This window comes from Flexivirga sp., from assembly GCF_051955415.1.
Classification (GTDB): Bacteria; Actinomycetota; Actinomycetes; order Actinomycetales; family Dermatophilaceae; genus Flexivirga.
On sequence record NZ_JBQCGS010000080.1, the window covers coordinates 1 to 12750 of the forward strand.

A 12750-nucleotide genomic window follows, 5' to 3' on the forward strand; every position below is an offset into this window, starting at 1 on the left:
GATCCGCGGCGTCGACGAAGCCGCGTTCGGTCCGGTCATCGACGACGGTGTGCAACTGGTGATGACTTCCTGGGCGACATACCCGGCGCTCGACCCGGACTACCCGGCCGGTCTGTCCAAGATCTTCGTCGGCGGCGAACTGCGCGGCCGGCAGCATTTCCGCGGCGTCACCATCACCGACGCGCTGGAGGCGGGCGCGCTCGCGCCGTTCGGCGACACCGGCGAGCGGTCGGTCCTCTCTGCCGACGCCGGCATGGACCTGCTGCTGTGCTCGGCCCGCGACGTCGGCCAGGGACAGGAGGCGGTGGCCGCCGTCACCGCCGCGCTCGGCAGCGGCCGGCTGAACCCGGGTCACCTCAAGATCGCGCTCACCCGCGTGCGCCGGCTGCGGGACAGCCTGAGCTGAGTGCATCCGGATCTTGATCGTTTCTTGAGTCTGGGCCGGGTAGGACTTGAAACAGCGGGCCTTCACTGGAGCAGTACCCCAGGAACCACTGCTTCAGGAGTTGCTCTGCCATGTCTCGTCCCACCTCGTTCGGCGGCCGCTTGCGCCTCGTCATCACCCTGCTCCTCGCCTGGTGCGCCATTGCGGCGGGCACGGTGATGGCCGCCGGATCCGCTTCTGCGGCAACGGCTCCCAGCCGATCCATGTGGGTGTGGTCCAAGGCGAACCCGACCGACGTCATCACCTTCGCGCAGAGCCACGGCGTCTCCCGGTTGTTCGTCGCGGTGCCGTGGAACGTCGCGGGCTCCTCGGACCTGCCGCGACTGAAGCAGCTGTCCGCCGCCGCCGGGGCCGCCGGCATCCGGGTGGACGCGCTCGGCGGTGACCCGACCTGGACCACGAACCCGTCGGCCGCCGTCACCTGGGAGCGCGGCGCGATCGCCACGCACCTGTTCGCCGGCGTCCACGTCGACATCGAGCCGTATGCGCTGTCCGGCTGGAACGACCCGTCCACCCAGGCATCGCTGGTGACGTCATACCTGTCGACGTTGAGCAGCATGCGCAAGACCGCGGCCGCGGCGGGTATGCCGCTCGAGGCCGACGTGCCCTTCTGGTACAACACGATCGCCACCGGTGCGACCACCATGGCGGACGGCGTGCTCGCCCGCGTCGACGCGGTCACCGTGATGAGCTACCGCAACGTCGCGACCGGACCGAACTCGATCACCGACATCGGCTCCGACATGCTCGCCCGGGGCGCCGCAGCCGGAGTGCCGGTGCGGCTGGCCGCGGAGACCAACCCGTTGAGCGACTGCCCGACCTGCACCTTCGCCGGGACCTCGGCGGCCACCCTCGACACCGCGCTCGCCGCGGTCGACAGCACGGAGGCGGGCTCCTCGTCATACGCCGGTATGGCGGTCGAGGACTACGACGGGTGGCGTGCGCTGCCCGCCACGGCCTGAGCGGGCTCTACGGTGGAGCCGATGACTGACACGACGAGTCCGCGGCCCGCGCCGCTGCAGGGACGCGCGCTCGTGGTGGAGGACGACCCGGACATCCGGGGACTGCTCGAGATCGCGCTGGCCGGTGCCGGCCTCGAGGTGCGCACGACCGGATCCGGCCGCGAGGCAGTCGATCTCGTGCCGCACGGACACTTCGACCTGATCACGCTCGACCTCTCGCTGCCCGACCTGGACGGGGTGGCGGTGTGCCGGGCGATCCGGCCGATGACGAGCGCATACATCGTGATGTGCACCGCGCGCGGTGCGGAGACCGACCGGCTGACCGGGTTGGACGTCGGCGCCGACGACTATCTGCTGAAGCCGTTCGCGATCAGCGAGCTGCGGGCCCGGGTCGCCGCCATGCTGCGCCGTCCGCGCACCCTGCTGGACGACTGACAAGGAACCGGCCACGACCGAAAGCCGTTGTGCCTGCGCGCCTTCCGTATCCTGGTGACGGTCTTGTCGAAGGAGGCGACCACGCTGAGCACCACGGCACCAGCGCCGGCGACGACCCGCACGGCGCTGATCATCGAGGACGACGCCGACACCCGGCTGCTCATCGAGTCGCTGCTGCGCAGCTCCGGGTTCACCGTCTCATCGACCGGCAGCGGCGCCGAGGGTCTGCAACTGGCGCGGGACCGGACGCCCGACCTGGTGCTGCTGGACCTCGGTCTGCCGGACCTGCACGGCACCGAGGTGTGTCGTGCGCTGCGCACCTTCACCGACACCTACATCGTGATCGTCAGCGGGCGCGGCCACGAGACCGACCGGCTGCTCGGCCTGGAGATGGGCGCCGACGACTATGTCGTCAAACCGTTTTCACCGCGCGAACTCCAGGCGCGGATCGCGGCGATGTTCCGCCGGCCGCGGCGGATCGGCGCACCGTCGGACGGTCACCCGGCCACGACGCACGCGCTGCACGTCGGTGAGCTGACCATCGACATGGAGTCACGCGAGGTGCGCGTCGCGGGTGAGCCGGTGCAGCTGACCCGGATCGAGTTCGAGCTGCTCGCGGTGCTGGCGAGCCGGTCCCGCCGGGTGTGGGAGCGGGACACGCTGGTGCGGCTGGTCTGGAAGACCGACTGGATGGGGGACACGCACACCGTCGACACCCACATCGCCAATCTGCGCCGCAAACTGGCCGCGCGCCGGCCCGGTCGGTGGATCCAGGCCGTCCGCGGTGTCGGGTACCGGTTGGTCACGCCGCCGTCCTAGGGGCGGCTGTGGGGAGCATGCCAACCGCGGGGTCCCGAGCCGTCTGGACTATGCCCATCGCGTTGTATAGCGCGCGATCGGCATACTCGGGAAGCCGGCTGGTGGTTGGACTATGCCCATCGCGTTGTATGGCGCGCGATCGGCATACTCGAAGTTGCTTGGTGGTTGGACTATGCCCATCGCGTTGTATGGCGCGCGATCGGCATACTCAAAGCCTCGTCGATCATCGGCTCTGCCAGGCGTCGTCGACCGGGTGGTAGCCGATGGCCTGCATGGTGTCGTGCAGATCCACCGCGCGATATCGGTTGGCCGAGATGCCATGTGCCACCACGAAATCGAAGCCATCCGCCGTCACCGCCGCTCGCACCAGCTCGGCTGCGTCCCGCGGGCTCAGCCAGGCCGTCCGTTCCCGGTCCGCGGTGGCCTCGTCGGGCCGGGACTCGTGGAAGTAGCCGATCCGCAGTGCGACCACCGACACATCGGTGGCGGCGCCGATCCACGCACCGAGGGATTCCGCCCAGGCCTTCGTCACGCCGTAGAGGTTCTGCGGTCGCGGCGCGTCGGTGACCCGGGCCTGCCGACCCTCGGGCCGGGCGGCGACCGCCTGCACGCTGCTGGCCAGCACCAGGCGGCGCACCCCTGCGTCGACCGCGGCCTGTGCGACCTGGTGTGCGCCGACGACGTTCGCCGGCAGCAGCGCCGGCCAGTCAGCGCTCGGATCGGGCACCCCGGCGAGGTGGACGACGGCGTCGGCACCCTCGAACGCCCGCCGGCATGCCGCCCCATCGGTGACGTCCAGCGCATCGATGCCGTCGGCGGTCCGCAGGTCGGTGCGGTGCACCTGCCAGTCCGCGGGCAGCAACGGCGTGATGGCGGTGCCGATCCGCCCCGCCGCACCGGTCAGCACCACCGTGCGAAGTCCCTGGGCCATGTGCCCGAGCGTAACGACGGCCGGCCTCCCGGGGCGCGATCCGTCGCGCTCGTTCCCCCCACTCGATCGGCGGTGCTCGCGCAGCAGCGTCGTCGCGTACGACCGGACTTTCCTGCGCTGCCTCGTCAGGACTTCCCGGGCGGATCCGCCCGCCGTCCCATCCGGCGAACGCGCCCGGTCGACCGCCACGGCGGTGCGTAGATTGAGGCGTTGCTCGAGGTCTTGTCGTCGACGAAGGGACAGCAAGCGCGTGTCAGCCACCGCACACCGCGGCCGGGAGGCATCCCAGCAGCCCGAGGACGCCGGTGTCGTCGCGCTCGCGGCAGCCGCCATCGAGGGGTTCGCCGTGCGGACACCGTTGCAGCCCAACGGCCGGCTCAGTGCGCTGGTCGGTGCGCAGGTGCTGCTGAAACGCGAGGACCTGCAACCGGTGCGCTCGTACAAGATCCGCGGCGCCGTCAACCTGATCCGCGGCCTCAGCGACCAGGAACGGGAGCAGGGTGTCGTCTGCGCGAGCGCCGGCAATCACGCACAAGGTGTCGCCCTCGCCTGCGCCGAGCTGGGCGTCAACGCTCGCATCTACCTGCCGCGCAACACACCGCGACAGAAGCGGGACCGCGTCGCGTCCCTCGGCGGCGAGCACGTCCGGCTGATCCTGCACGGCGACACGTATGACGATGCGGCCAAGGCCGCCGTCCTCGACGCGTCCCGGACCGGCGCCACCCTCGCGCCGGCCTTCGACGACCCGCGGGTGATCGCCGGCCAGGGCACCGTCACCCGGGAGATCCTGCAGGACTTGGGCCACGCCCCCGACATACTGCTGGTGCCGGTCGGTGGCGGCGGCCTGCTGGCCGGAGCGTTGCTTGCGCTCGCCGAGGCACCGCCGGAGTTCGGCGCGGACCGCTGCCGGGTCGTCGCCGTCGAACCGGTCGGTGCGGCCAGCCTCCGGGCGGCGCTCGACGCGGACCAGCCGCTGGACCTGGGTGAGATCGACACCTTCGCGGACGGGACCGCGGTGCGCAAGATCGGCGACCACCCGTTCGAGATCATCCGCCGTGCCGGTGTCGAGGTCGTCACCGTCGAGACCGGTGCCATCTGCCAGGAGATGCTGCGCCTCTATCAGGTCGACGGCATCATCGCCGAACCGTCCGGTGCGATGGCGATGGCCGACCTGGACCGGCGCGGCATCGCCGCCGACGCGACCGTCGTCGCCGTCCTGTCCGGTGGCAACAACGACGTCAGCCGGTATGCCGAGGTCATCGAACGTGCCCTGGTGCACGAGGGCCGCAAGCACTACTTCCTCGTCGACTTCCCGCAGGAACCCGGCGCGCTGCGCCGCTTCTTGCAGGACATCCTCGGCCCGGACGACGACATCACGTTCTTCGAATACGTCAAGCGCAACAACCGCGAGTTCGGTCCCGCGATGGTCGGTGTCGAACTCGGCGACCCCGCGTCGTACGACGCGCTGCTGGCGCGCGCCGAGGCGTCGCCGCTGGTGGTCGAGCCGATCCCGCTGGACAGCCCGATGCTGCGCTACCTGATCTGACACATCGCCCCGCACCTGCGGCTGACGGCGAATCCTTGTCGGCGACGGCGGCATGCGCGCGCGGGGCGCTTCTGGCGTGCGGGCCGGCGACAGTTGCTGGTTGTGGGCGGGGCGGGGGCCCGCACAGCATCACCGGCACCGACGCGCTGCCTGCGCAGCGGCGTCGATGCCGGGACGGTGTCGCCGAGATGGTGCCTGCCGGGACGGTGTCGGCGAGATGGTGTCGCCGGACACCGCGGGCCAGCAGCTCAATGTGGCGCGCGCCGTGGCACTGCCCGCCGTGGCACTGCGCTGGGCCGACCGTGGACGGCGGCCGGGCTAATAGACCCGGCGCCGGGAGCCGCCGATCGGGATCAGGTTGAGGACGAGGCCGACGATCAGCAGCACGATGCCGATCCACAGCAGCACTTTAAGGCTGGCGACGAGTAGGCCGAGGATGATGAGGACGATGCCGAGCACGATCATGGTTGCCTCCGCAATCTGAGGGTGTTGGGAAACGGACCGTACCCAGCGGCGCACACTCCTAACCGGTTAATTGCGGTGGCGGACGAACCGTCCGCGGCGTGTGGTGCATCGGATCCGCGGGTGGTTGGGTTGCGTCGTGGACATTTGCGATGCCCGGGACGGTGCCCGGCAGGTCAAGAACAGCACCGCGCTCGACATCGGAGCCCGAGCCGGGTTCGTCGCGAGTGGGGTGCTGCACCTGCTGATCGCTTTTCTGGCGGTGCGCGTCGCCTTCCATCGGTCGAGCAAGTCACCGGACCAGTCCGGGGCGCTCGCGACACTGGCCCAGAACCCGGCCGGCAAGGCGTTGCTGATCGTGTTCGTGGTGGGCTTCGTCGCGCTCGCGCTGTGGCAGCTGAGCCGGGCCGTGTTCCAGCACGGCGTCACGGACCGCATCGGCGCCGTCGCGCTCGCCGTGGTCTATCTGGCCATGGCCTGGACGTCGCTCTCCTTCGTCCGCGATCACGGCAAGTCGAGCTCTTCCAAGTCCACGGACTTCACTGCCACGGTGATGAAACACCAGGGCGGTCGGTGGCTGGTCGCGATCATCGGCCTGGTCATCGTCGGCGTCGGTGCCTACCACGTCTACAAGGGGGCGCGGACCCGCTTCGTCGAGGATCTGCGCGAGCATCCAGGCACGGTGATCATCTGGATCGGTCGCATCGGGTATGCCGCCAAGGGCGTCGCACTCGGCATCGTCGGCGTGCTTTTCGTGGTGGCGGCGGTGCGCCATCGGTCCTCCGACGCCAAGGGCCTGGACGGCGCGCTCTCCACGCTGGGGCACGCGGTGGCCGGCCAGCTGCTGCTGACGTTGATGGGCCTCGGCCTCGCGTGCTTCGGGGTCTACCTGTTCGGCCGGGCACGGTATGCCCGCATCTGAACGCTCCCGGGCGGCGGACGAGGATGCCCGCATGGCGGCATACGACCCGGATCGCCCACCGTCGCAAGGCGTTCCGCGAATCGTCTGGACCGCTGCACTGGTGCTGGGCGGTGGTGCGGTGCTGCTGATCCCGTGGACGGTCTATCTCGCCTGGACGCTGCCGGCGCGCGCGACAGCGGCGCACTACGACATCGCCTGGACCGGCTTCGACATCGGCCTGATCCTGGTGCTGGGCGGCACCGCGTTCGCGGCGCTACGCGGTGGCAGATGGCTGCCCGCGCTGTCGGCCGCGACGGCTGCTGCGCTGATCATCGACGCGTGGTTCGACGTGGTGACGTCGGCGACGACGGCCGAGCGGATCCAGGCCATCGGACTTGCGGCGGTCGTCGAGGTACCGGTCGCGGGTGCGTGTCTGTGGATCACGGTCAACGCCCAGGAGTTCAACGACCGCCGCGTCGCCCGGGCGGCGCGGCGACCGGGGCGCCGCAGCCGCTGACAGATTCGCGACGCCGTCGCCTCACAACGGTGGCGTCCGCGGCGGTGCGATGCGCCGGGAGCCGAGCGCCTCGAACGCCACGCCCAGGCGCAGCAGGGCGTTGTCGTCATACGCCCGGCCCGCGAACGTGAGCCCGACCGGCATGCCGATGTCGGCCATGACGCCCAGCGGCACGGTGACCGTCGGTATGCCGAGATGCCGGATCACCAGGTTGCCGTTGGCGACCCAGGTGCCGTTGCGCCAGGCGAGGTCGGCCGAGGCCGGGTTGACGTCGCTGTCCGCGGGCCCGACGTCGGCGACCGCCGGAAACAGCACCGCGTCAAGGCGATTCGCGGACATCCAGTCCTCCAGGTCGACCTGCCGGGTGCGCTCCAGACCGGCCAGCCCGTCCGGGATCGTCGGCAGGTCGTCCAGCGTGGCGCCGGGGTGGTTACGCACCCAGTCGGGGTAGGTGGCGATGTCGTCGGGGAAGCCGGTGTAGCGGTCGAGCACGCCCGGCGGCTGCGGGAAGATCGTCGCGCCGTCGACGGCCGCCAGGGAGGACAGCGCCGGGTCGCCGTTCGCGGCCAGGAAGTCCTCCCAGGCCCACGCGGACAGGCCGTTGATCTCCTCGTCGAGGAAGTCCTGGCCGGCGAGCCCGCGCGTGCGGACGGTCGGCGCGCCGGCCCGGTCGCCCTCGTAGTTGGACACCGCCGGGAAGTCGACCTCGACAACCTCGGCGCCGGCCGCCTCCAGGTCCGCGCGGGCCGCCTCCCAGAGCGCGATGACCGACGGCCGGGTCTCGATGCGCTCGCCGGTCGGGCCGCCGATCGTCGTCCCGGTGCCGGCGTCGGGGTCGGCGTTGACGTACATCCGCGGTATGCCGAGCCGTATGCCGGACAGTGAAACGTCTTGCGCTAGTGCGGGATAGGACGGCGGCCGAACCGTGGACGAGGCCGGGATCGGCACCCGCTGCTGCACCCGCCAGAAGTCGCCGCGAGCTTCGGCGTCGTCGGCGACGATGACGTCCAGCACCTCGAGCAGGTCGGCCATGGTCCGGGTGTGCGGCACGACGACATCCATGGTCGGCACGAGCGGCCAGTTGCCGCGCACCGAGATCACCCCACGCGAGGGCGTGTAGGCGCACAGCCCGTTGTGGGAGGCCGGCCCCCTGCCGCTGGACCAGGTCTCCTCGCCCAGCCCGAACGCCGCGAAACTGGCCGCCGTGGCCGTGCCCGAGCCGTTGGAGGACCCGGAGGCGAAGGGTGCGGTCAGGTAGTCGGCGTTGTAGGGGCTTTCGGCCCGGCCGTAGAGCCCGCGTTGCATGCCGCCGTTGGCCATCGGCGGCATGTTGGTCAGCCCGAGGCAGATCGCGCCGCCGCCGCGCAGCCTTTCGATGGTGAACGCGTCGCGTTGCGCCACCAGCTTCGCGAACGCCGGGCTGCCGGCTGCCGCGGTCAGGCCCTGCACCAGGTAGCTGTCCTTGGCGGTGTAGGGAATGCCGTCCAGCGGCCCCAGCGTCTCGCCGCGCGCTCGCCGCGCGTCCGACGCCTCGGCCTCCGCCCGCGCCGCCGGGTTGGGCACGACGACCGCGTTCAGCGCCGTCTCGGTGTCCGGTCCGTCATACGCCGCGATGCGCGCCAGGTAGGCGTCGACCAGCTCGACGGCCGTCGTCCCGCCCGACTCGAGCGCGGCGCGCAGGTCGCTGATGGAGCGCTCGACGACATCGATCATGGTGCTTCTCCTGGGTGTTCAGTGGCCGGTGAGGAACGACAACAGCCTGCCCAGTCTGGCGGGCCGGTGCGTCAGCCGTTCTTCGTGGTCCGCCCAGGACGCCACCTGCAACCCGGCGTTGATGCCCAGCCACCGCAGCGGCTCCGGCTCCCAGCCGCGCGAATGATGCTGCACCCACGGCAGGTCGGCGATCTCGGTGCGCCGGCCGGTGACCAGCTCCGCAACGGTCCGGCCGGCCAGATTGCTCAGCGCGACGCCGTCGCCGACATACCCGCCGGACCAGCCCAGCCCGGTCGCCGGGTCATAGCCGACACTGGGCTGCCAGTCGCGAGGTATGCCCAGGGCGCCACCCCACGCATGGGTGAAGCGCACGCCGTCCAGCACCGGAAACATCTGTCGCAGTGAGGATCTCAGCGCCTCGAAGACCTTCGGGTCCTCGTCGAACTCCGGCCGGATGCCGGACCGGAAGTGGTATGGCGCACCGCGCCCGCCGAAGACCAGGCGGTCGTCGGCGGTGCGCTGCCCGTAGACGATCACGTGCCGGTGCTCGCTGAACGTCTCGGCGTCGGCCAGGCCGATCTGCTCCCACTGGGCGGCGGTCAGCGGCTCCGTCGCGACGATCAGCGAGTAGACCGGCGCGACGGCCCGGGTCGATCCCGGCAGGTGCGCGGCCCACGCCTCGGTGGCGCGGATGATGCTGCCGGCGTGGATCACCGGCCCGGCGGCGGTGCGCGCGACTCCGGGCTCGATGGAGGTGACGGAGGTCTGCTCGGCGATCCGGCCGCCCAGCCGCTCCACCGCGGCCGCGATGCCGTCGACCAGCCGGCGCGGCTGGACGCGGGCGCAGTGCGGGTTGTAGGTGGCACCCAACGTGCCTGCGGCCCGGAGCTTTTCGAGGGCCGGACCGCGTTCCAGGAACTGCGTGTGCAATCCCCATTGCTGCGCGTGCGCCACCTCGTCGCGGGCACGGGCGAGCTGGGCACGGCTGCGCGCGGCCACCACTGTGCCGCCGTGGTGGAAGGCGCAGTCGATGCCCTCGGCCTCGACCACCCGGCCGACCTCGGTGACACTGTCGCGCAGCGCGGCATACTGCGCCCGCGCGGCCGCGTCACCGTGTGCGGCGGCGAGCCGCTGCGGTGGTGTCGGGTAGAGCGCCGACACCCACCCGCCGTTGCGGCCGCTCGCGCCGAAGCCGGCGTGCTCGGCGTCGACCACCAGCACCGACAGCGACGGGTCGGTCCGCAACAGGTAGTAGGCCGACCACAGGCCGGTGAAGCCGGCGCCGACGATGCAGACGTCCACCGTCGTGTCGTCGGTGAGCGCGCGCCGGTGGGCTGGGGCGATGCCGTCCCACCACAGGGGCCGTGCCGTCATACGCCGATGGTGGCGTATGGCGTCCGTGGCTGACAAGAGGTTTCACGACGAATTCCGAAGCAGAATCGAATGATGAGACATCTATCAGCAAATATTTCAACAACTCTTCACGAGAACCGTTGCTGAGGCTAGGGTGCTGCCCACCGAAGCGCAGTGGCTTCACCCATGACCGATGGGAGCCGACGGATGACCAGTCAGGCCGATGAACAGCAACGCGAGACGGCGTCGGAGGTGAGCACCGCAGCCATCGACCTGCGCGGTGTCGAGAAGACCTTCTTCTCCAAGAGCGAGACCTTCCAGGCGGTGCAGCGGCTCGACCTGTCCATCGGGGAAGGCGAGTTCTTCAGCCTCCTCGGGCCCTCCGGTTGCGGCAAGACCACCACCCTGCGGATGATCGCCGGCTTCGAGGAGCCCACTGCGGGGGAGATCCTGCTGCACGGCCAGAACATGGTCGGGGTGCCGCCGTACAAGCGGGACGTCAACACCGTGTTCCAGAGCTACGCGCTCTTCCCGCACATGACCGTCGAGCAGAACGTCGCGTTCGGCCTGGAGCGCAAGCGGATCGACAAGGCCGAGGTGCGCACCCGGGTCGGCGAGATGCTCGAGATCGTCGGGCTGGGCGAACGCGGCAACCGGCGGCCGCAGCAGTTGTCCGGCGGCCAGCAGCAGCGGGTCGCGCTGGCCCGCGCGCTCGTCAACCGGCCCAGTGCGCTGCTGCTCGACGAGCCGCTGGCTGCACTCGATCTCAAGTTGCGGCAGGCGATGCAGGTGGAGCTCAAGCGCATTCAGCGCGAAGTCGGCATCACCTTCGTCTTCGTCACCCACGACCAGGGGGAAGCGCTGACGATGAGTGACCGCCTCGTGGTGATGAACGCCGGCCTGATCGAGCAGGTCGGCAGCCCGCAGGAGCTCTACGAACGGCCCCGGACTCGTTTCGTGGCAGGCTTTCTCGGCACCTCCAACATCATGGAGGGCACCGTCACCGCGTATGACGACGGCATCGCGCTGATCGATGCCGGCGCCGACGGCCGGGTGCTGGTGCCGACCGACGACGCAGCCGTCGGCGAACGCATCACGATCAGCGTCCGGCCGGAGAAGATCGTGCTCTCGCACGACGAACCGACCACCGGTGACCGTCGGTGCATGGTGCAGGGGACGGTCTCGGAGATGGTCTACCTGGGCACCTCCAACACCTACGAGGTGCGTCTCAACGGCGGTGAGACGCTGACCGTGCTGGAGCAGAACGGCTCGACCGCGGACGCCACGGCGCGACGCGGCGACACCGTCTGGCTCAGCTGGCGACCGCTGCACTCGCTGCACCTGGTCGGTGCCGCGGCGGACGAGGGAGGTGCCGCGGATGACGCCGGTTGAGCCGACACGCGATCCCGGACCCGCGGCCCTGCGCGGCCTGACCCAGCGCCGGTTCAGCCGCCGTGACCTGTTGCAGGCGGCCGCCCTGCTCGCCGGTGCCGGTGTGGTCGCCGGTTGCTCGGTGCCCGGGGCGCGCGCGAGCGCCATACCCGGCGACTACTGGAGCGACAAGAAGCCGAGCAGGTTCCTCGACTGGGCGCAGTGGCCGCTCTACATCGACGTGGGCAAGGTCAACGGCAAGACCGTGCACCCCTCGCTGGTGGAGTTCACCAAGAAGACCGGCATCAAGGTGAAGTACGAGGAGGTCATCCAGGACATGGACTCCTTCGTCGGCACCATTCGGCCGGTGCTGGCGTCCGGGCAGGCCACCGGTTACGACCTGATGGTGCTCACCAACGGCATCTACCTGACGCAGATGCGGGAGCTGAATTACCTGATCCCGCTTGATCATTCGCGGATGCCGAACTTCTTCAAGTATGCCGACAAGACCGCCCAGAACCCGACCTTCGACCCGGGGAACAAATACACCGTGCCGTGGCAGTCGGGCATCACCGGCATCGCCTACAACCCCAAGTACGTCAAGCGGCCGATCACCAGTTTCGACGATCTCTTCGACCCGGCGTTCAAGGGCAAGGTCGGCATGTTCGCCGACAACCAGGATCTGCCCAACTTCGCCCTCGTCGGCATCGGGGTGGACCCCGCCAAGTCGACCGAGGACGACTGGCGGCGGGCGGCCAAGAAGCTGACCCAGCAGCGCGACCAGGGGTTCGTGCGGGCCTACTACCAGCAGGACTACATCTCGCCGCTGTCCAAGGGTGACCTGTGGGTCACCATGGCGTGGTCCGGCGACATCTTCCAGGCCAATGCATCCACGCCGGGCCTGGACCTGAAGTTCGTCGTGCCGGAGCAGGGTGCGGTCGTGTGGACCGACAACCTGTGCATCCCGCGGTATTCGCACAATCCGGTGTCGGCGATGGAGCTGATCGACTTCGTCTACCAGCCGCAGATCGCCGCGATGATCGCCGAATACGTCAACTACTTCACGCCGGTGCCGAGTGCGAAGAAGTACATCCTCGCCGACGCCAAGGCCGCTACCAGCAAGGACGACCGCGAGTCGCTGCTGCAGATCGCCGACAGCCCGCTGGTCTTCCCGACCAAGGAGATGGAGTCCAAGCTCTATCGCTATGCCACGTTGACGCCGGAGGAGGTGCCGGTATGGAACCAGATCTTCGAGCCGGTCTACGAGTCGTGATCGCACACCGGCGCTCCTGCCC

At 70.0% G+C, this 12750-nt stretch carries 13 protein-coding genes; 9 read left to right on the top strand and 4 right to left on the bottom strand.

From position 1 onward, the window contains the following. From ACTHL4_RS13640 to ACTHL4_RS13655, 4 genes are all read left to right on the top strand, one after another. On the top strand, positions 1–406 hold a 406-nt coding region (locus tag ACTHL4_RS13640), incomplete at its 5' end, for a glycoside hydrolase family 3 N-terminal domain-containing protein (RefSeq protein WP_440283311.1). A 110-nt stretch (positions 407–516) separates the two neighbouring features. Beyond that, positions 517–1407 carry a hypothetical protein gene (locus tag ACTHL4_RS13645; protein WP_440283312.1) on the top strand — a complete coding sequence of 297 codons (891 nt, stop codon included), beginning with the start codon at positions 517–519 and terminating at the stop codon, positions 1405–1407. Between the two features lie 21 nt (positions 1408–1428). Continuing rightward, positions 1429–1842: a response regulator transcription factor gene (locus ACTHL4_RS13650; protein WP_440283313.1), complete on the top strand. Its 414-nt coding sequence runs from the start codon at positions 1429–1431 to the stop codon at positions 1840–1842. Between the two features lie 54 nt (positions 1843–1896). Continuing rightward, positions 1897–2661 carry a response regulator transcription factor gene (locus tag ACTHL4_RS13655; protein ID WP_440283314.1) on the top strand — a complete coding sequence of 255 codons (765 nt, stop codon included), beginning with the start codon at positions 1897–1899 and terminating at the stop codon, positions 2659–2661. A gap of 223 nt (positions 2662–2884) precedes the next feature. Here ACTHL4_RS13655 and ACTHL4_RS13660 read toward each other — a convergent pair whose 3' ends face one another. Next, complete coding sequence (locus tag ACTHL4_RS13660; RefSeq protein WP_440283315.1) at positions 2885–3592, bottom strand: NAD-dependent epimerase/dehydratase family protein; 708 nt, start codon at positions 3590–3592, stop codon at positions 2885–2887. A 250-nt stretch (positions 3593–3842) separates the two neighbouring features. On the opposite strand from ACTHL4_RS13660, the gene ilvA reads away from it, so the two are divergent. Beyond that, positions 3843–5138: a threonine ammonia-lyase IlvA gene (ilvA, locus tag ACTHL4_RS13665; RefSeq protein WP_440283316.1), complete on the top strand. Its 1296-nt coding sequence runs from the start codon at positions 3843–3845 to the stop codon at positions 5136–5138. 318 nt (positions 5139–5456) lie between these two features. Here the strand turns inward: ilvA and ACTHL4_RS13670 are convergent, their stop codons facing one another. Then, positions 5457–5657, bottom strand: coding sequence for a hypothetical protein (locus tag ACTHL4_RS13670; protein ID WP_440283317.1), 201 nt, complete (start codon positions 5655–5657; stop codon positions 5457–5459). A gap of 82 nt (positions 5658–5739) precedes the next feature. Here ACTHL4_RS13670 and ACTHL4_RS13675 point away from each other — a divergent pair, with 82 nt between their 5' ends. Further along, complete coding sequence (locus tag ACTHL4_RS13675; RefSeq protein ID WP_440283318.1) at positions 5740–6522, top strand: DUF1206 domain-containing protein; 783 nt, start codon at positions 5740–5742, stop codon at positions 6520–6522. A 31-nt stretch (positions 6523–6553) separates the two neighbouring features. Continuing rightward, entirely contained in the window at positions 6554–7018 is a 465-nt protein-coding gene (locus ACTHL4_RS13680; protein WP_440283319.1) for a hypothetical protein, read from the top strand. A gap of 21 nt (positions 7019–7039) precedes the next feature. Here ACTHL4_RS13680 and ACTHL4_RS13685 read toward each other — a convergent pair whose 3' ends face one another. Together ACTHL4_RS13685 and ACTHL4_RS13690 are read right to left on the bottom strand one after the other, a co-directional pair. Beyond that, positions 7040–8731, bottom strand: coding sequence for an amidase (locus ACTHL4_RS13685; RefSeq protein WP_440283320.1), 1692 nt, complete (start codon positions 8729–8731; stop codon positions 7040–7042). A gap of 18 nt (positions 8732–8749) precedes the next feature. Next, a complete protein-coding gene (locus ACTHL4_RS13690; protein WP_440283321.1) occupies positions 8750–10105 on the bottom strand; it encodes an NAD(P)/FAD-dependent oxidoreductase in 1356 nt (451 codons plus the stop codon). A gap of 186 nt (positions 10106–10291) precedes the next feature. Here ACTHL4_RS13690 and ACTHL4_RS13695 point away from each other — a divergent pair, with 186 nt between their 5' ends. Both ACTHL4_RS13695 and ACTHL4_RS13700 read left to right on the top strand, forming a co-directional pair. After that, the gene (locus tag ACTHL4_RS13695; RefSeq protein WP_440283322.1) at positions 10292–11476 is read left to right on the top strand and encodes an ABC transporter ATP-binding protein; all 1185 of its coding nucleotides are present in this window, start codon (positions 10292–10294) and stop codon (positions 11474–11476) included. Then, on the top strand, positions 11463–12728 hold the full coding sequence (locus ACTHL4_RS13700; protein ID WP_440283323.1) for a polyamine ABC transporter substrate-binding protein: 1266 nt from the start codon (positions 11463–11465) through the stop codon (positions 12726–12728). Before ACTHL4_RS13695 ends, ACTHL4_RS13700 begins: the two co-directional genes overlap by 14 nt. The last annotated feature ends 22 nt before the right edge of the window (positions 12729–12750 follow it).

Excerpts from the sequence above, each read along its gene's own strand:
- ACTHL4_RS13645 (WP_440283312.1), top strand. The coding sequence starts at position 517 with ATGTCTCGTCCCACCTCGTTCGGCGGCCGCTTGCGCCTCGTCATCACC.
- ACTHL4_RS13650 (WP_440283313.1), top strand. The coding sequence starts at position 1,429 with ATGACTGACACGACGAGTCCGCGGCCCGCGCCGCTGCAGGGACGCGCG.
- ACTHL4_RS13660 (WP_440283315.1), bottom strand. The coding sequence starts at position 3,592 with ATGGCCCAGGGACTTCGCACGGTGGTGCTGACCGGTGCGGCGGGGCGG.
- ACTHL4_RS13680 (WP_440283319.1), top strand. The coding sequence starts at position 6,554 with ATGGCGGCATACGACCCGGATCGCCCACCGTCGCAAGGCGTTCCGCGA.
- ACTHL4_RS13685 (WP_440283320.1), bottom strand. The coding sequence starts at position 8,731 with ATGATCGATGTCGTCGAGCGCTCCATCAGCGACCTGCGCGCCGCGCTC.
- ACTHL4_RS13690 (WP_440283321.1), bottom strand. The coding sequence starts at position 10,105 with ATGACGGCACGGCCCCTGTGGTGGGACGGCATCGCCCCAGCCCACCGG.
- ACTHL4_RS13695 (WP_440283322.1), top strand. The coding sequence starts at position 10,292 with ATGACCAGTCAGGCCGATGAACAGCAACGCGAGACGGCGTCGGAGGTG.
- ACTHL4_RS13700 (WP_440283323.1), top strand. The coding sequence starts at position 11,463 with ATGACGCCGGTTGAGCCGACACGCGATCCCGGACCCGCGGCCCTGCGC.